Source organism: Chitinophaga silvisoli (genome assembly GCF_003412465.1).
Taxonomy (GTDB): domain Bacteria; phylum Bacteroidota; class Bacteroidia; order Chitinophagales; family Chitinophagaceae; genus Chitinophaga; species Chitinophaga silvisoli.
This window is the reverse complement of sequence record NZ_QTJV01000002.1, coordinates 1,101,973-1,119,775: the sequence shown is the minus strand read 5'-3', so window position 1 is coordinate 1,119,775 and position 17,803 is coordinate 1,101,973. Positions and strand designations below refer to the sequence as shown.

At 45.6% G+C, this 17,803-nt stretch carries 13 protein-coding genes; 2 read left to right on the top strand and 11 right to left on the bottom strand.

What is annotated here, in order from left to right; translation table 11 throughout:
* Positions 1-9: 9 nt before the first annotated feature.
* The 6 genes from DXN04_RS10885 to DXN04_RS10860 all read right to left on the bottom strand — a co-directional run bounded on the left by DXN04_RS10885 (position 10) and on the right by DXN04_RS10860 (position 8,986).
* On the bottom strand, positions 10-1,689 hold the full coding sequence (locus DXN04_RS10885; RefSeq protein ID WP_116853344.1) for a SusD/RagB family nutrient-binding outer membrane lipoprotein: 1,680 nt from the start codon (positions 1,687-1,689) through the stop codon (positions 10-12).
* Between the two features lie 35 nt (positions 1,690-1,724).
* Positions 1,725-5,342 carry a SusC/RagA family TonB-linked outer membrane protein gene (locus DXN04_RS10880; RefSeq protein ID WP_116853343.1) on the bottom strand — a complete coding sequence of 1,206 codons (3,618 nt, stop codon included), beginning with the start codon at positions 5,340-5,342 and terminating at the stop codon, positions 1,725-1,727.
* Between the two features lie 210 nt (positions 5,343-5,552).
* A complete protein-coding gene (locus DXN04_RS10875) occupies positions 5,553-6,719 on the bottom strand; it encodes a FecR family protein (protein WP_116853342.1) in 1,167 nt (388 codons plus the stop codon).
* 56 nt (positions 6,720-6,775) lie between these two features.
* Positions 6,776-7,360, bottom strand: a complete 585-nt coding sequence (locus DXN04_RS10870) for an RNA polymerase sigma factor (protein ID WP_147319895.1) — start codon at positions 7,358-7,360, stop codon at positions 6,776-6,778.
* Positions 7,361-7,500: 140 nt separating this feature from the next.
* Positions 7,501-8,538, bottom strand: a complete 1,038-nt coding sequence (locus DXN04_RS10865) for an aldo/keto reductase (protein ID WP_116853340.1) — start codon at positions 8,536-8,538, stop codon at positions 7,501-7,503.
* Between the two features lie 160 nt (positions 8,539-8,698).
* A complete protein-coding gene (locus tag DXN04_RS10860) occupies positions 8,699-8,986 on the bottom strand; it encodes a hypothetical protein (protein ID WP_147319894.1) in 288 nt (95 codons plus the stop codon).
* A 149-nt stretch (positions 8,987-9,135) separates the two neighbouring features.
* Here DXN04_RS10860 and DXN04_RS10855 point away from each other — a divergent pair, with 149 nt between their 5' ends.
* Positions 9,136-9,435 carry a hypothetical protein gene (locus DXN04_RS10855; RefSeq protein ID WP_116853338.1) on the top strand — a complete coding sequence of 100 codons (300 nt, stop codon included), beginning with the start codon at positions 9,136-9,138 and terminating at the stop codon, positions 9,433-9,435.
* Between the two features lie 62 nt (positions 9,436-9,497).
* Here DXN04_RS10855 and DXN04_RS10850 read toward each other — a convergent pair whose 3' ends face one another.
* Positions 9,498-11,396, bottom strand: coding sequence for an ABC-F family ATP-binding cassette domain-containing protein (locus DXN04_RS10850; protein WP_116853337.1), 1,899 nt, complete (start codon positions 11,394-11,396; stop codon positions 9,498-9,500).
* Positions 11,397-11,784: 388 nt separating this feature from the next.
* Here DXN04_RS10850 and DXN04_RS10845 point away from each other — a divergent pair, with 388 nt between their 5' ends.
* Positions 11,785-12,966, top strand: coding sequence for a glycosyltransferase family 4 protein (locus DXN04_RS10845; protein ID WP_116853336.1), 1,182 nt, complete (start codon positions 11,785-11,787; stop codon positions 12,964-12,966).
* Here DXN04_RS10845 and DXN04_RS10840 read toward each other — a convergent pair.
* From DXN04_RS10840 to gmd, 4 genes are all read right to left on the bottom strand, one after another.
* Entirely contained in the window at positions 12,963-14,537 is a 1,575-nt protein-coding gene (locus tag DXN04_RS10840; protein WP_116853335.1) for a hypothetical protein, read from the bottom strand. The two genes, DXN04_RS10845 and DXN04_RS10840, sit on opposite strands and share 4 nt — an antisense overlap.
* A 109-nt stretch (positions 14,538-14,646) precedes the next feature.
* Complete coding sequence (locus tag DXN04_RS10835) at positions 14,647-15,699, bottom strand: mannose-1-phosphate guanylyltransferase (RefSeq protein ID WP_199415010.1); 1,053 nt, start codon at positions 15,697-15,699, stop codon at positions 14,647-14,649.
* 29 nt (positions 15,700-15,728) lie between these two features.
* Positions 15,729-16,664: a GDP-L-fucose synthase gene (gene fcl / locus DXN04_RS10830; RefSeq protein ID WP_116853333.1), complete on the bottom strand. Its 936-nt coding sequence runs from the start codon at positions 16,662-16,664 to the stop codon at positions 15,729-15,731.
* A 3-nt stretch (positions 16,665-16,667) separates the two neighbouring features.
* Positions 16,668-17,780 (bottom strand): GDP-mannose 4,6-dehydratase, encoded by a 1,113-nt coding sequence (gene gmd / locus DXN04_RS10825; RefSeq protein WP_116853332.1) that lies wholly within the window; start codon positions 17,778-17,780, stop codon positions 16,668-16,670.
* Between the last annotated feature and the right edge of the window lie 23 nt (positions 17,781-17,803).

Sequence of the window (17,803 nt, the reverse complement as noted above, 5' to 3'; positions counted from 1 at the left end):
ACAATACTATTAATAAGCGGTATCCCACCATACTCTACCCTTGATATCATCAGGGGTACTGAATCCGGTTTCTTTCACCATCTCTTCAATAGCCGCCAGCCTGTTTGCATAGTTCAGGTCGGACACTGAAGGATAGCTCACAGAAAAGCGTCTTGGCATTACCTTTTCATCGCTGTCTACTACCACAGGTTCACGCTTCAGGATGTTACCTGTCTTAGACGGGAAGCCGGTACGCTTGATGGTAGCCCATGCTTCATTCTGGTTTTTAAAGCTGTTGATGTATTCCTGCACACAGATTTGTTCCAGTGCATTGGCTGCATCATATTTCACACCGGGACTGGCAATATACGTAGCAATTTCATCTGCTGACAGTGCGTTGTAGCCAGCAACACCAGCTATTTTACCCATGCGGTCGTAAGCGCTGACAGATGCTGAGACACCTGCATAATATAAGGTTTGTGCATCTTCGTTAGTGATCCCTCTTACGGCCAGCTCAGCCCGCATAAAACAGATATCAGCATATGTAATGATAGGGAATGTAATTGAATGATGACCGGTTGGATTGTAAAATAATGAGTCCTGGATTTCCGATACCCATCTCTTTGTAACAGATGCACCATTGTAACTAAACTTCAGGTCAGAATAATAATAGTTGACGGTTGGGTCAGTCGACTTAGCAGGGTTTGCAAACTGTCCTCTGTAGAACTTTCCATCCCATTGCAGCGTATCCGGAAGGATCTTCTGGGCTTTAGCTGAGTCAAACTGATCTTTGGTAAAAGATTGCTGGAAGAAGATCCTTACGCGTGGGTCGGCAGTGTTCACCATGAAATCAACATAGTTCCTGGCACCGGATACATTGCCGTTACTTTCAGGATTGTAGTTGCCTCCCTTTGCATAAGTAATTGCAGCTTCAAGCTGCCAGTTTTCATCATTAGAGCTGATCAACCCACCGTCATCAGCCAGGATCTCACTTACCAACGTTTTCATTTTTGCAGCATCTCTGTTTATGAGTCGCATAGCCAGTCTTAAGCGCAGGCTGTTGGCTGCCTTGATCCAGTAACTCAGATTCCCACCGTAATAAACATCCTGGTTACTCAGATTAGCCTGGGCTACAGCGGGATTGGTTTTTAATGTAGCTACACTTCTTTTCAGTTGTGCCTGCAGGGTATCGAACAACACTTCCTGCGCATCATATTTTGGAGTGAGCAACCCGGTGTATCTTGCCAGGAAAGCTTCGGTATAGGCAATGCTCCCCTGCACGTCTGACACATAGGCGGCATAATAAGCCATGGGAATGTAAGTGATGGCATACAGGTGAGTATACTTTTCACGATCGCTGCCCGACTTCTTCTCGATCAGCTGTTGTACATCTTTCAGCTGATTACCCACATGGGTGTAAAAGTTGCTGTAACGCTGATTGAGGTTACCGCTGCCTTCATATACGGTAGCAGAGGCACCATTCATGGTCACAAAGGTTTGTGTCCAGTAGTACATGGCCCTGTTGTAATCGTAGTAGTATTCGAAGTCAGAACCATTAATAGCGGTCAATGCAGATGTAAACTCCTGTTCAGGGTTTACAGTCAATACATCATCCGGGTCGGTATTCATTTCAGCAAATTTCTCTCGGCTGCAACTGATCATGAAGGTAGGTATCAGGAGCAGCAGGAATATATATTTAAAGCTATTCATTCTTTAACTAGTTTTCTGATTAAACAAATCACACCTTAGAAGCTGCCCCAGATCTGGAAGCCGATATTGCGGATATAAGGCATTGCAGATACTTCCTGGAATGCATCAGATCCGCTGCTGTTCAGGTTATCAGGATTCACGTGGTCTTTCGCACTATTGTACAGGTACATGATGTTGTTACCTATTAAAGAGAAGCGCAGGCCATTCAGTTTCAGTTTTGCAGCTACCTTGTTAGGCATATCATAAGTCAGGCTCACCTGTTGCAGAGATACCCATGAAGAGGTGAACATAGATGCTTCGCGGATACCATTGCCCCAGCTATGTGTGTTCTGGTAGTAAGCGAATGAGTTGGTAGGATTGATCCAGCCTTTTTCATATGCATCTTTCATTGTCATACCTGACAGGTCGTGGGATGCACCATCCAGACCAGTAACGACTGTACCATCTCTGTACACACCGTCGATGATCATACCGGTTTCCATTTCCACGCCAGCAGCATTTGTAAATTTCTTACCGCCCAGTTTCTCATTTCTGAAAGGAAGTGTGCTCTTCATGCTACCCAGCCAGCTACCCAGATCATGTGTGAAAGAGTATACTTTACCACCGAATTTGCTATCGAGTACAAAACCTAACTGAAATTGCTTATAGTTAAAGTTGTTGCGCCAGTTACCCAGGAAGTCAGGGGTAATGTTGCCCACTACAGGGTTCTTGTTGATACCGTCATTATAGTTCTGTGCTCTTACATATACAGAGGAACCTTTTGCACTTGACATGCTGAGCACTCTCTTGCCGTTGTTTTCGCTATGTTTGCCATCTGGGCTGTTGTACGATGCATAGCCATAGTTAGCGATGATAGTACCATAATCGCCGCCTTTCTTAGCAATTACGCTGAAACCGTCTCCGCTACCCAGCGATACATAATCCAGGCCATAAGGCAGGCTCAGGACCTTATTCCTATTGCGGGTATAGTTGAAGTAAGTATCCCATGAGAAGTTCTTCGTCTTGATTGGTGTAGCATTCAGGCGAATTTCCCAACCGCGGTTGCGTACTTTACCACCATTGATCAGGGTTGCACTTACACCTGATTCAATAGGTGAAGAGAAACTGATGATTTGTGCTTTACTATCCTGATTGTAGAAAGTGATATCTGCGCCCAGCCTGTTCTTGAACAATTTCAATTCGATACCTGATTCAAACTTATGTGAGCGGGTTGGCAACAGTGCCTGGTTAGGCAGTGTATTGGAGCTATAGGTATAGCTGGCCACTCCATTATAAGAACCATTGGCGGTATAAGCACCGGTATTCGCGGTATAATTGGTAGTACCACCACCTACACTGGCAAATGATGCCCGCAGTTTACCATAGTCAAATGCAGCAGGCAGTTTGAAATTGTCTGTGAAGATCCAGGAAACGTCAGCCCCGGGATAGAAGAAGGAATAGTTACCATGTCCGTCGTTGTATACGAGTGTAGAGTTCCAGTCATTTCTGCCATACAGGTTTAAGTAAAGGAATTCTTTATAACCCAGTTGTGCCTGTGCAAATGCGGAGCTGGATTGGTATTTATTAGGTGCCGATTCGCTTACAGTGGGAACGCCATTAGAGTTCGACAGGCGGTATACATCTGGCAGGATATAACTTTCCATTTGTGCAGACAGGCTTTGTTGCACACCCCTGTTCACCTCACCGCCACCTTGTACCATCAGGCTGAAGAATGGTGTCAGATCATTAGTATAAGTGAGACTGGACTGATAACGCTCTATCGTTTTGTTGGTAGTGCTCACATTGTACCTTGGATTGCCAAATCCTACATCCTGCCCTCTTTGTTTATTATCCCAGTTGGTACCGATATAGTTTACACTGGCAAGGCCCTGCCATCTGAGGTGCCTGGTCAGCTCTGCTTTCAGGTCAATGCTACCTCTGAAGTTATTTTCAGTCTGTGTCATTTTATTCTCCAGGAGAGGGAACCATACATAGGAGGTCATACCACTTGGATCACTTTGATTCACGCCACCATTTTCCTTATCAATGTAGTTAGACATCCAGTATTTGGTATCGTAGTTACGGGTACCACCGTATACGAAGTTCTTCATGGTACCATAGTTAGCGCCTACATTTGCAGGGTTTACAGCTGTACTCTGTACGTAGGTAACGTTTGCATCTACCATCAGTACATTGGCAATCCTGGTAGTACCACGAAACGCGATGTTATTACGACTCAGGTCGTTGTTAGGTGTGACACCTTCAGAGTACAGGTTGGAATAAGACAAGCGGTAGGTACCAAGGTCACTGCCATTAGATAAACCTACATTGAAGTTCCTGGTGATACCTGTGCGGAAGGCATCCAGAATATTGTGTGGACGAGGATTGTTCTGGATGGTTTTGCCTGTTACATCTATTACAGTCTGACCTGTCATTTCGGGGCCAAAGTTGTAACCATAGGTATCAGGGTTGATCTTCAGGTTACCATTCGCATCTGTAGCGAAGTCAGACAGGCCATAACCTGAACCGAACTGGTTCTGGAAGTCAACGGTCTTATAAGGAGTAGCTGTGTACATGTCAGCGCTCACATTTACGCCCAGCCCCCTTTGTTTGAATCCTTTCTTTGTTTTGATGAGGATGACACCATTTGAAGCACGGCTGCCATACAAGGCAGTCACCGCACCGCCTTTCAGTACACTGATAGATTCAATATCGTCAGGGTTTATGTCTTTGAGAATGTTACCCATGTCCTGATCGCTTCCTTTATTTGGCATGATCACATCCTGGTCCATAATGATATCATCGACCACTACCAGGGGTTGGTTGCCATAGGGATCAAGAGAAGCGCTCCCTCTGATCAGGAAGCGGGTAGTACCCTGTGGGCCACCGATACCTGATTGTACCTGCAGGCCGGGCACCATGCCCTGGAGGGCAGCAATGGGGTTGATGGGTGTAGCTTTCAGGATGTCTGCACCACCTACAGTTGCAGTGGCATAGCCTAAAGTACTTTTGTTGCGGGATTCTCCAAATCCTGTGATCACGACTTCGCCCAGTGCGCCGGTTTTAGCCTGCAGGACTACTCTGAGCGGTTCGTTCGAGCCTGCAACCACTTCTTTCTGCTCCATGCCAATAAAAGAAAATATGAGGGTAGCACCAGCCGGACCATCCAGCTCGAAGCTACCATCTGCTTTGGTTGAAGTTCCTTTTTGCGCGCCTTTGAGACGTACAGAAACGCCGGGCAAGGGATTGCCTTTCTCATCTCTTACGATACCAGTAATTACCTGACGGGGAGCCAGTTCAGGGGCAATGAGTCTCTTTGGACTCAGGATGATTGTATTCTCTTCAATTTTGTAAATAATGGGCTGATCTTTGAGGCATACATTCAATGCTTCTTCGATCGTAGCGTCTTTGACAGAGACGCTGACAGGTTTTGCGTTGTCAAGCAAACGGGCATCGTACCAGAAGAGGTAGCCGGTTTGATCCCTGATAGAGCTAAGAACGCTGGCCAGTGCTACATTCCGGCCGGAAAAGGTGACTTTTTGTGAAAACCCCCTTGCGTGAATCTGCAGGCAGCAGGCTAGTATTAAAACAGTAGCAAGGCGCATGATCAAAAAGATTTTGGAGGACATAAAACGGCGGCCAGGCCGGGCTTTGCCGTGCATGGATAAATTCATACCTTGAGTAGGTTTTGGTTACAAAATGAAATAGTTCTTCATGATGGCTATATGCAAATAGCCAGACCAGACTACTGCCGGGATTGTTGCAGCGATCCCGGCTTACTTATAGCAAGCCGTCAGTAGTACAGACAAAAGTTTAATGATTCATTTGATTACTGTTCATAATGATGCTTTAGTTTGGTTAGATATTAAATAGATATAGAATCGCTATGGTGTAACTGTGATGGTATTGCCATCCATCTTAAAATTGACCTGGCTATAGCTCAGGATCTTCAAATTGGTTGATAAACTCGCTTTTCTTTTAAGCTCTCCTACAAAGCGAAAATCTGGTATAGGGCCCTCGAAACTAACCTCCACATCATACCAGCGGGCCAGCTGGCGCATGACGGTCTGTAAGTCTGCCTGATTAAATTTAAAATATCCATTTTTCCATGCGATCACACTTTCAAGGTCCGTGGTGGGTAACACATCCAATCTTCCATCTTTTTGTACCTGTGATTGTTCTCCTGGCTGCAGTATTTTAGATTTCCCCCCGACAGAGACCTTTACTGCACCTTCGATTAAGGTTGTCTGAATTTGTTTTTCATCGGGATAAGCCATGACATCGAAACTGGTGCCCAGTACGTCTATCTGCATGCCGGCTACTTTTACCAGAAATGGTTTGGCTGCATCTTTCTGTACTTCGAAATAGGCTTCACCTGTTAGTTCCACTGTCCTGTTGCTTCCATTGAACACTGTCGGAAAGCGTAGTGATGATAAGGCATTGAGCCATACCTGCGTTCCATCCGGCAGGGTGATCTGGAACTGTCCTCCCCGTGGTGTGCTGATTTTATTGTATAAAACTTCGTTACTATTATTAGCCGCATGATAAGCGAGCTTCCCTCCTGCTAAGTTGATGATGGAGGTGTTGCCCTGTTTCGCGATCTGCTGATTGCCTGTACTATCAAGTTCAATTGTCGATCCATCTGCCAGTGTCAGGATAGCTTTGTCGCCACCTGCAAGGATATCATGCTGGGTTTGTACCTGCGCCAGTGGCTTGCTTTTGAAAGACTTCCACAGGTATCCACCCCGGGCAGCTGCCAGGATCAGGGCGACGGCGGCAGCATAGCGCAACCAGCGGAAGCGGTGTTTCTTCACTACTACCAGCTGTGTATTTTCCTCTGCCTGGAAAATGGCAGTGGTAATAGCGGCAATGGTGCTCACTGGCAGCTCCATTTCGGGGACAGCCTCGTGTGCCTGTTCTATCAACCGCCTTGCTTTCTCCGCGTTCTCAGGTAGCAGCATTAATCGGGTCAGCTCAGCTACTTCCTCTTCAGTAGCCTGCTCATTCATGCAGCGGTTAAAAAGCTCTTCCAGACGGTTTAATGAATCCATTACTAATATTGACGCTTAAAAAATAGGTTTGGGGGGTAAGGCGTAAAAAATATTTTTTACCAGCCCAGCCAGATGATGATCGTAAGTAGGTCCAGGTTGGCCATACAGAAGGCCCGGATGTTCTTCATCGCCTGTTCCAGATTGGATTTTACGGTTTCGGGGGAGATATTCATGGCAGCTGCCGCAGCCTCTCTTTTCATCCCTTCTTTTTTAATGAGGATATAGGTCTGTTGTTGCCGCTCTGGTAAGCGACGGATTGCTTTTTCAAGCAAGCTTTCATATTCCCTGTCCTGCACCACATGTTCAGTCGTGTTGGCTGCCGGCGATCGTTCTTCCAGATCGGTATCGCAGATGCTCAGTATATCCCTTTGTTGCTGCCGGAGGGTGCTATAGATCATGTTTGCAGAGACGGTATGGAGGAATGCCGGGAAGTTGGCGATTTCCACCAGCATCTCTCTTTTTAACCAGATCTTCAGGAATACATCCTGCACAATTTCTTCGGACAGTGGTACGGACCTGGTAAGCCGGTATGCCACGGAATATACACTCTTATGGTAATGGGCGACCAGCAATGCAAATGCAGTCTGATCACCGGATGCGATGCGTTGAAAAAAGGCATTATCTATTAGTGGCCTCGTCATGGTTTGGTTGAAACTGGTAGCTGCCGCACCTATGAAAATCAATTGTGTTAGTAACCCGGATAAAAATACAAAAATCCGCGTATCGGCAAGGGACCTCAAAAAAAAAGCCCTCACTACTGTGAGGGCCTTTTCAAAAACCTTTAATATAGTTTCGGTGCCGCATTCAGCATTGGGAAACCCCGTTGATGCCAGTAAGGATACACCGGCGGTACCTCACTCACCTTGTCCAGTCGCTTCACCTGATCCAGCGTCAGGTTCCAGCCTACTGCGCCAAAATTCTGTTTCAGCTGCTCTTCGTTCCTGGCACCGATGATGATGTTGGAAACGGTAGGTCTTTGCAGGAGCCAGTTGATAGCCACCTGTGCTACTGTTTTCTCCACTTCTTTGGCGATGGCTTCCAGTTCGTCGATGATGTTATAGAACACCTCGTCTGTGATGGCAGAAGCCGGAATAGGGCTACCACCCTGTGCCACTCTTGCATCGGCAGGAGCAGGCTGATTACGGCGATATTTGCCACTCAGTCTACCTGCTGCCAGGGGACTCCATACAATGGTACCTACGTTCTGGTCTATGCCCAGGGGCATTAGCTCCCATTCAAAATCCCTGTTCACCAGTGAATAATAGGCCTGGTGTGCAATGTATTTAGACCAGCCATATCTTTCGGAGATGGACAGCGATTTCATGAGGTGCCAGCCTGAGAAGTTGGAGCAGGCGATGTAGCGTACCTTGCCGCTTTGTACCAGGGTATTGAGCGCATTGAGGGTCTCTTCTACCGGTGTATTGGCATCAAAGCCGTGCAGGTGGTATACATCGATATAGTCGGTGCCCAGTCGCTTCAGGCTTGCCTCAGCACTCTTAATGAGGTGAAAGCGGGAAGAACCATAGTCGTTCACTCCTTCGCCCAGGGGGAAAGTGGCTTTGGTAGAGATCAATACCTGGTCACGCAGCCCTTTCAGCGCCTTGCCCAGAATTTCTTCTGAGGCTCCTGCTGAATACACATTGGCAGTATCAAAAAAATTGACACCAGCCTCTAAACAGATATCTATCAGGCGACGCGCTTCTTCTACCTGCGTACTACCCCATGCTTTAAAAAATTCATTGCCACCACCGAAGGTAGCTGTCCCAAAACTCAATACGGGCACTCTTAATCCTGATCCTCCTAATTGTCTGTATTCCATAGTTTCAAAACTTTTTGTCTACCTATAAAATTAAGCCCCCTGTATAGAAAACCTGTTTACTATCTAACTAAATAGTAATTAAAAAAGGTTGTATTCATAAAAATGATACAACCTTTTTTAATTAAGAATTTTGTTTCGTTTTTCACACGCTTATTGCAGACTATTCTTCGTCATCTTCATCATCACCAAATTCATCTTCATCCAGCCATTCCAGGTAAGCATAATACCAGCTTTCCAGTTCATCCAGCAGCTCCTCTTTTTTAGCCGGATCGTTCTTGAAGAAATCTTCTACATTGTCGATTTCATGAACGATATCGATGTATGCACTTTCTTCATCTTCTTCCACACGCTTAGCGAAGAAACGCGGCTGCTCTGTATGGAAGATATATTCGTTATCAGGATCCGTCACTGGATCGTCTGCGATCATAAACTTGGGTAACTTAGCCATAGTAATTTTATTTTTATTGATGATGTAAAACAAATGTATTGTAAATAAATCATTCAACGAACATACCGGCCTAATCTGTTATAGTCCAGCTCATCAGCTCCTGTACTGGCATCAAAATTGAATAATAATCGGTATAAAAAATTGATGTTATGAAACCAAAAACAATACGTGCAGGTATAGTGGCTATGTCCATTACTGCTGCAGCTTTGCTCTCCAGCCATGCAGGTATGGCGCAGGGTATAGACAGTACCGCTAAGAAAGTAGGTAATAAGACAGCCTCTATCGCTGTAAAAGGTGCCAGTAAGGTAACTGACAAGACTTATAAAGGCAAGGTAGGTCCGGGTGGCCAAACCGTCTATATCGACAAAAAAGACAACAAATATTATGTGGATGACAAGGGTAAGAAAGTTTACCTGAAACCTTCTGAAATCAGGGATAAGAAAGATTAATTCATACAAATAAAGAAGGGCTGACCTCGGATAGTCAGCCCTTCTTATTTATAAAGAAATTATCAGCTTAATTCACTCAGTTCCAACCAGCGCATACCCTTCTCATCCAGTAAGTTAATCACTTCCCCTACGCGGCGCGCAATCGGTTCCAGTTCGGCATATGGAAGAGTCCCTGATGCCATTTTAGCGTCCAGCGTTTCCTTTTCTTTTTCCAGGTCGGCGATTTCCTTTTCCAGCAGTTCCAGTTCCCGTTTCTCCTTGAAGGACATTTTGCGTCCCTTATCTACCGGCGCGGCTGGTGCGGGTGCTGCAGTCGTAGCTGCAGGTACTGGTTTGGGCTCTTCTTTTTCCTGCCCGGGTTTATCCTTTTCCCATTCGCGGTACTGGGTATAGTTGCCCGGGAAGTCACTCACCACACCCTGGCCTTCGAACACAAACAGGTGATCGACCAGTTTATCCATGAAGTAACGGTCGTGGCTCACGATGATCAGGCAGCCCTGGAAATCCAGGAGGAAGTCTTCCAGGATGCTCAGGGTAGGCAGATCCAGGTCGTTCGTAGGCTCATCCAGTACCAGGAAGTTCGGGTTACGGAAGAGTATGCTCAATAGGTGTAATCTTCTCTTCTCTCCACCACTCAGCTTGGAGATGTAGGTATACTGCTTTTCCGGCGGGAACAGGAATAGCTGTAAGAACTGGGCGGCACTTACCTTTGTACCATCTGCCAGGGGGAAGTTTTCAGCAATGTTCTTTACGAATTCAATGACACGCATATCTTCCTTGATGACAAGGCCGCGCTGATCATAGTTGCCGAATACGATGGTTTCGCCGGTATTGATCTTTCCGGAATCAGGTTGTTCCAGTCCCAGCAACATGTTGAGGAATGTGGATTTCCCCACCCCATTCTTTCCTACCACGCCTACGCGTTCACCTCTCTTAAAAGTATAGTCAAAGCCTTTCAGGATCTGCAGATCGCCATAAGCTTTGTAGACTTTTTTCATTTCGATGATCTTGCCCCCCAGGCGGGTCATCTTTACATTCAGTTCCAGCTGTTGTTTTTCCAGTCTTACGCTGGCTTTTTCCTTTACCTCGGCAAAAGCATCGATACGTGATTTAGACTTGGTAGTACGGGCTTTGGGCTGCTTACGCATCCATTCCAGTTCCTTGCGGAACACATTGCGGGCCTTTTCCACACTGGATTTAGCCATCTCCTCGCGGGTGGCTTTCTTTTCGAGGTAGTTTTCGTAATCGCCCTTATAAATGAACAGCTGTTGCTGATCCAGTTCCATGATTTCATTACACACGCTATCCAGGAAGTAACGGTCGTGGGTGACGAGCAGCAGGGTTACTTTTTCCTGGTCCAGGTAGTTTTCCAGCCACTCGATCATACCTACATCCAGGTGGTTGGTAGGTTCATCCATGATGAGCAGGGTGTGCCTGTGTTCAAAGCCGATATCGATCAGTACTTTGGCCAATGCCACTCTCTTGACCTGACCACCGGAAAGGCTGCCCATGAGCTGTTCCATATGGTGGATATTCAGCTTGCCGAGGATTTGCTTCACTTTGGAATCAAAATGCCATGCATTCAGCTCATCCATACGTTCGATAGCTTTGGTCAGCTTGTCCAGATCGGGCTCCTCTCCTTCTTCAGTCAGCATTTCATAATCCCTGATTGCGGAAAGTACAGGATGGCCCTGTGAGAATATGTGGCGGGAGATGGTTTCTCCGGGATTGAAAGCATTTTGCTGTTCCAGCATGACTACTGTTACATCTTTATGGATCCAGACAGTGCCGGCATCTGGTGTTTCCTGGCCGCAAAGAATGCGGAGCAGGGTGGATTTGCCGGTACCATTCAGCGCCACCAGGGCGATCTTGTCACCTTCTTCGATATGGAAAGAAATATCTTTAAACAAGGGGCCTGCGCCATAGGACTTCGTTAGTCCTTCTACTGTAACATAATGCATGGGGCGAAGTTAGTAAAAGCTTTACAAGTTAATAAATAACCACAGATGGGGTTTTATGACCAAACATATAGAAATCGATTATATAAGTATATAAAAACCAATCGAAAATTTTATTTTTGTTAAACTTTAACGGAAATTTTTGATCTAAAGGGGTACATCTTTTTTTCAACCGTATGCGAATATGTGTTGCCTTGCTAGTGGGTAGGGAAATCATTTCCGCGTAACCGATGAAATTTTTTAACTGGAGATTGTTTAACCTGTCATAGGGGGGGATCCTGGAAACGACACCATGATGATTTTTATTGAGTATCCTGGATAAGGATAGTCTCCCCTATTGAGAAAGGAATTTATTTATTGAGCAATTCGGTCCTTAAAGAACGTACTTGCTATGAAAGTTATTTACATCACACATTACACCGACCTATATGGTGCTAATAAATCGTTACTCGATTTAATAGAAGGATTATCGTCTGATGTGGATTTTCATTTAGTAGTGCCTAATGAAGGCCGGCTTACCACTGTAGCCAGCAAGAGAAATATTCCTTACACTATTATTCCTTTTTACAACGAAGTATATTTTAAAGGGCAGGATCAGCAACTGGATTTTAAACGGGTGATGACTGAAAGGGCCAAAGGGATCGTTAAATTCCTGCACAACTGGCGACTGGTGATCAAACACTCCTCCCTGTTTAAAGATTACGATATCATTCACATGAACTCTTCCGCGACCTTAATAGGCGCTTACTTCTCGTTATGGACCAGGAAAAAACTGGTATGGCATATCCGGGAGTTTGGCTGGCAGGATTATAAGTTCAGGTATAATTTCGGATACAAGTACTTTATGTTCTGGCTCAATAAAGCGGATACAGTTATCAGCATCAGCAAAGCGATCTATCAGAAACGGGTGATCGATTCCAAAGCGGGTATCAAGAAGATCGTATACAATGGGGTGATCTCCATCAAGACCCTGAAGCAACATATTGAAGCTATTTCCAATAAAAAAGAGGAGCCGCAGAAAGAGTTTGTCTTTGCCCTGGTAGGACATCTAAGCGAGGAAAAAGGGCAACTGGAGGCGCTCAGGGCGTTTCATCAATTATATACAAAGTGTAAAAATATCAGGTTGATCCTGGCCGGTTCCGGACCCGATGATTATACAGCGATGTTAAAGGCATATGTACAGGAACTTGGACTGGGAGCCAATGTCGACTTCACCGGCTATATTGCTGATATACGCGGGGTGTACACCTCCATTGACTGCCTGCTGATGTGTAGTAAACATGAAGCATTGGGTAGAGTGACCATTGAGGCCATGAGCTTTGGTAAACCTGTAATTGGCTATGATGCAGCGGGAACAAAAGAGATCATCCAGGATGGAGAGAATGGTTTATTATACCTTGGGGAAGCGGACGTACTCGCAGAGAAGATGGCTATTCTAGCCCTGGACAAAGCCCTGCAGGAGAAACTGAGCAGGAATGCATTCAACTCAGTAAAGAAATTCACGATCGAAGAATATGCAGAAACTGTCAAAGACATATACGCATCTCTGACAGTTTCTGAAAGTATAAATTAGAAGTCATAGTAAAGCTGACGGAATGAGCTCCTCAGCCCTACCTGAAAAATCAGTTCATCCTTTTTCCAGGCGGAGTTCTTTTCATGCCTGGAGGTGACAGAACATTCCAAACGCAGGTTATATTTTGGATTGAGCAGGAAGGCTGCTGTCCCCTGTACATTCAGCAGGGAAGTATTCAGACCCTGACCGATGTGGTTACCATAGTCTTCTGCCCTGGTATAGTAAGACTCAAATATGTTCTTACCATAGTTGATACCAGCTGAATCCAAGCCATATTTAGCATACGTGATCTGACCACGCAGGAATAACCTCTTGTAACGGTAATCTGCAATATTCACCCACTCTACGAAGTTTGCGCCTAGCGGATGTGCCAGTGGCTGATTATAATGTCCGTAGTTATTGAGTGTGGTTCTTTGAGAATACGTATATGGTCTGGCTGCGTTCACCTCTGTCAGGATATTCAGGTTCTTCACCTTGAAAAGGTTGTTAGACCTGAAACCTAATTGGCCACCATATTTATTCGCCCACCAGCCGCTGCCGCTGGTTATTTCCTTCAATACAAATTCATCCAGTATGAACTGACCATAGAAGGTACTGTTCACGGATGGTGCATACTTTAAGTTGAAACCCATCAGTGCATTGTCAGGAGAACCTACTGAGAACTCAACAGGTCTGAGGAACACGATCGGGTTCAGGTAACTGGCATCAAAACCTCTCTTGCCGGTGGAGTCACTATCCTGCCAGATAACGGCTTCGAATAAACCCACGGACACCTTTTTACTCACATTCCAGTCCAGGTAGTTGAATACCCCCCATTTCTTGCGGTAACCGGTACCATAAGAAGACTCCGGATATTTCATATCAATGAACTGTGCCCACATGGTAGTGTATTGTACACGGCCCACATTGGCTATGATCTTGAGGAAAGGATAGTTGAAAGAAGCATCTGAGAGGAGCATGGAACGATAGCCATCCCCGATAAAGTTCTTATCGTACCCCAGCTGGAAATCGAAGTGACGGCCTGCCTTGTAATTGATCAATGCAGAAGAATACGCATAGTCAAACGCGGTACCGTTGGAGAAAGACTTCCATTGGCCCTGGCCAGGTACGATCAGGTTCTGTCTTCCATAATCATCTATGTAAGTGGCGAACTTGCCCTGGTTCTCATAGAACTCTGCTTTCAGGGTGAGGTTCTTGCCGATGGTACCACCGGCTATTACGCCACGGGTATTCAGCCAGATATTCCCCCTTGTACTGCTATGACCTAATTGCAGGTCAGGCAGTATGCTGGCGTAAAATGAATAGTCGTCTTCTTTTAATTCCAGCAGATGTTCTCTGAACAGCTTGCGGTAAAACCAGCTCTGCTTGTGTAAAGTATCGCCCTGCGGCAGGTCAAAAGACGGTTGGATACTGTAATCACGTTGAGAAGAGTGGTAGTTAAGGGAGTCTGTTGAAGACTTATAAAACCCCAGTGAGTATTGGGTTCCTATACTCTGAGCATTCACGGTGGTACTGACAGCCAAACCACTAAACAGTAGTATGGCTGTGGGGGTAATCACATTTTTGAACATAGATTTGAATTTGCTTGCCAGTTGCAAATATATCGGCTTTCCATCGAATAATGCGGTTTACGCGATTAAAAGAGGATTATAACATATTGCCAGACTCATCTTCATTATTCTAGAGATATGCGTGCTGTTGGTTGTCTTTTAACTGCTCTGCAATCTTCTTAATCTCCTGTTCCAGTGATTTAGGGTAGATGAGCAGCACATTTTCCGTATCCACCACGATGTAGTCACTCAGGCCCCTGATCACTGCCATCTTATCTTTCGGCAGTCTGATGATACAGTCAGCGGTCTCCATCAGCTGGTGTTCGCCTTCTGAAATCACGTTATTGTTATCTTTCTTTTCCAGTACATGGTAGAGAGAAGCCCAGGTTCCCAGGTCGCTCCAGCCGAAATCGACGGGCATGGTACTTACGTTGTCCGCCTTTTCCATGATCGCATAGTCTATGGAAATCTTAGGAGAATTGCCGTAGTGCGTATTGATAAACTGCTGTTCTTCAGGTGTATTGTAGTAAGGCAGCCCTTCATTGAAGATGTCGTATACATCCTTTGCATAGGTTTTAAACGCCTGCAGGATGGTGCTTACATTCCAGATGAAGATACCGGCATTCCACACATAGTTGCCTTCTTCGAGGAAAGCCACGGCTGTTTCATGTACGGGCTTTTCGGTAAAGCGGAGCACCTTACAGATCTTGCTACCGGGCGTATATTCATAGTTGATATAACCATAACCGGTATCAGGACGGGTTGGTGTGATACCTAATGTGAGCAGGATATCGCGCTGTGCCACAACTTCGAGCGACTCTTTGATATCCCTTACAAACTGCTGTTCGTTGAGGATAAAGTGATCGGATGGAGCTACCACCATACGGGCGGAAGGGTCCAGCTTCATCATTTTGAAAGCAGCGTATGCGATACAGGGCGCTGTATTGTTCCTGGATGGTTCACAGAGAATATTGGCTGTATCAATATTCGGCAGGTGTTCCAGTATCAGGTCTTTATACTCATTATTGGTAACGATGTAGATATTTTTCTCAGGCGCAATTTTGAGAAAACGTTCGTAGGTAAGTTGTAATAAGGATTTCCCTACGCCCATTATATCAATGAACTGCTTGGGGCAAGCTTGGCGACTTTGAGGCCAGAAGCGACTACCGACGCCGCCTGCCATTATAAATATATAGTTATGGTTATCCATAATCAGTTAATCCATTTTGTAAGTCTCACGTGTTTATACACCGAAGCAATGCCTGCTTTCAGTTCGGTCTTTGCTTTCCAGCCCAGTGCATGCAGTTTAGACACATCCATTAATTTACGTGGAGTACCATCTGGTTTTGTAGCATCAAATACCAGATTGCCTTCATAGCCTACGATCTCTTTGATCATTTTAGCCAGATCGAGAATGCTGATATCCTCGCCTACGCCTATGTTCACCAGTCCTTCTTCGTTATAGTGCTGCATGAGGTAGAAACAGGCATCCGCCATATCATCAGCATGCAGGAACTCACGGAGCGGAGTGCCGGAACCCCAGATCACCACTTCGGGTGCCTTTGATTCTTTGGCTTCATGAAATTTACGCAATAATGCAGGTAAAACATGGGAGTTCTTCAGGTCGTAATTGTCATTAGGGCCATACAGGTTAGTCGGCATGACAGAGATAAAGTTGCAACCATATTGTGCCCTGTAGGCATCACACATTTTGATACCTGCTATCTTGGCTATCGCATACGGTTCATTGGTAGGTTCCAGTAAACCGGTGAGGAGGTAATCTTCCTTCAGCGGCTGTGGCGCCAGTTTTGGATATATGCAGGAAGAACCTAAGAACATCAGTTTCTTCACATCATTTGCCCAGGCATGATGAATGACGTTGTTCTGAATCATGAGATTCTCGTAAATGAATTCGCCTTTGTAGGTATTGTTAGCTACAATTCCCCCTACCTTGGCAGCAGCGAGGAATACATAGTCAGGCTTTTCTTCAGCAAAGAATTTACTTACAGCCGCCTGATCACGCAGGTCCAGTTCTTTGGAGGTTCTCACTACAATGTTATTGAAACCATCCTGTTGCAGTCTTCTTACGATGGCAGATCCAACCATTCCCCGATGTCCGGCTACATATATTTTATCCTGTTTTTGCATATACTATTCGAATCGGTTTAAAACATTATAACCTGCATTTTTCAATACAAGTTCTTTTCTGAACAATTCCACATCGGCAGCCATCATTTCTTTTACCAGCCCGGCCAGGTCGTACTTTGGTTTCCATCCCAGTCTTGTCTGTGCCTTTGTTGGATCACCGATCAGCAGATCTACTTCGGTAGGGCGGAAATATCGGGGGTCTATGGCCATTACTTCCTGGCCCGGTTTGCAATGTTCATTGTTAGCGCTTACGCTTTTGATGATTGCTTTCTCGTCTACACCGGTGCCTTTATATTCAATCTCAATACCTACTTCGGCAAAAGCCATCCTGATGAAATCTCTTACTGGTGTGGTGATACCGGTAGCGATCACATAGTCGTCAGCCTTATCCTGTTGCAGTATCAGGTACATGGCTTCCACATAGTCTTTTGCATGGCCCCAGTCACGCTGTGCATCGATGTTACCCATGTATATTTTATCCTGCATACCCAGTGATATCCTGGCTACGCCACGGGTGATCTTGCGGGTCACGAAGGTTTCGCCTCTCAGCGGACTTTCGTGGTTGAAGAGGATACCGTTGCTGGCATGCATCCTATAGGCTTCACGGTAATTTACAGTGATCCAGTAAGCGTACATTTTTGCTACGGCATAAGGTGATCTTGGATAGAACGGGGTTCTCTCAGACTGAGGAACTTCCTGCACCAGACCATACAGTTCGGAAGTAGAGGCCTGGTAAATTTTAGATTTCTCCACCAATCCCAGCAGTCTTACAGCTTCCAGTATCCTCAGGGTACCAATACCATCTGCATTGGCAGTGTATTCAGGTGTCTCGAAGCTTACCTGAACATGGCTCATGGCGCCCAGGTTATAAATTTCATCTGGTTGTACCTGCTGGATGATCCTGATCAGGTTCGTGCTGTCAGTGAGGTCACCATAGTGCAGTTTCAGGTTGATATTTTCATCATGGGGATCCTGGTACAGATGGTCAATTCTATCCGTGTTGAACAGGGAACTACGGCGTTTGATACCATGTACTTCATATCCTTTTGATAATAACAATTCGGATAAATAGGCACCATCCTGCCCGGTAATGCCGGTAATTAATGCTTTCTTCATAATTCTATTTAGCGTTGCCAGTG

Excerpts from the sequence above, each read along its gene's own strand:
- DXN04_RS10840 (WP_116853335.1), bottom strand. The coding sequence starts at position 14,537 with ATGTTCAAAAATGTGATTACCCCCACAGCCATACTACTGTTTAGTGGT.
- DXN04_RS10865 (WP_116853340.1), bottom strand. The coding sequence starts at position 8,538 with ATGGAATACAGACAATTAGGAGGATCAGGATTAAGAGTGCCCGTATTG.
- DXN04_RS10875 (WP_116853342.1), bottom strand. The coding sequence starts at position 6,719 with ATGGATTCATTAAACCGTCTGGAAGAGCTTTTTAACCGCTGCATGAAT.
- DXN04_RS10870 (WP_147319895.1), bottom strand. The coding sequence starts at position 7,360 with ATGACGAGGCCACTAATAGATAATGCCTTTTTTCAACGCATCGCATCC.
- DXN04_RS10885 (WP_116853344.1), bottom strand. The coding sequence starts at position 1,689 with ATGAATAGCTTTAAATATATATTCCTGCTGCTCCTGATACCTACCTTC.
- gmd (WP_116853332.1), bottom strand. The coding sequence starts at position 17,780 with ATGAAGAAAGCATTAATTACCGGCATTACCGGGCAGGATGGTGCCTAT.
- DXN04_RS10855 (WP_116853338.1), top strand. The coding sequence starts at position 9,136 with ATGAAACCAAAAACAATACGTGCAGGTATAGTGGCTATGTCCATTACT.
- DXN04_RS10835 (WP_199415010.1), bottom strand. The coding sequence starts at position 15,699 with ATGGCAGGCGGCGTCGGTAGTCGCTTCTGGCCTCAAAGTCGCCAAGCT.
- DXN04_RS10845 (WP_116853336.1), top strand. The coding sequence starts at position 11,785 with ATGAAAGTTATTTACATCACACATTACACCGACCTATATGGTGCTAAT.
- DXN04_RS10880 (WP_116853343.1), bottom strand. The coding sequence starts at position 5,342 with ATGAATTTATCCATGCACGGCAAAGCCCGGCCTGGCCGCCGTTTTATG.
- fcl (WP_116853333.1), bottom strand. The coding sequence starts at position 16,664 with ATGCAAAAACAGGATAAAATATATGTAGCCGGACATCGGGGAATGGTT.
- DXN04_RS10850 (WP_116853337.1), bottom strand. The coding sequence starts at position 11,396 with ATGCATTATGTTACAGTAGAAGGACTAACGAAGTCCTATGGCGCAGGC.
- DXN04_RS10860 (WP_147319894.1), bottom strand. The coding sequence starts at position 8,986 with ATGGCTAAGTTACCCAAGTTTATGATCGCAGACGATCCAGTGACGGAT.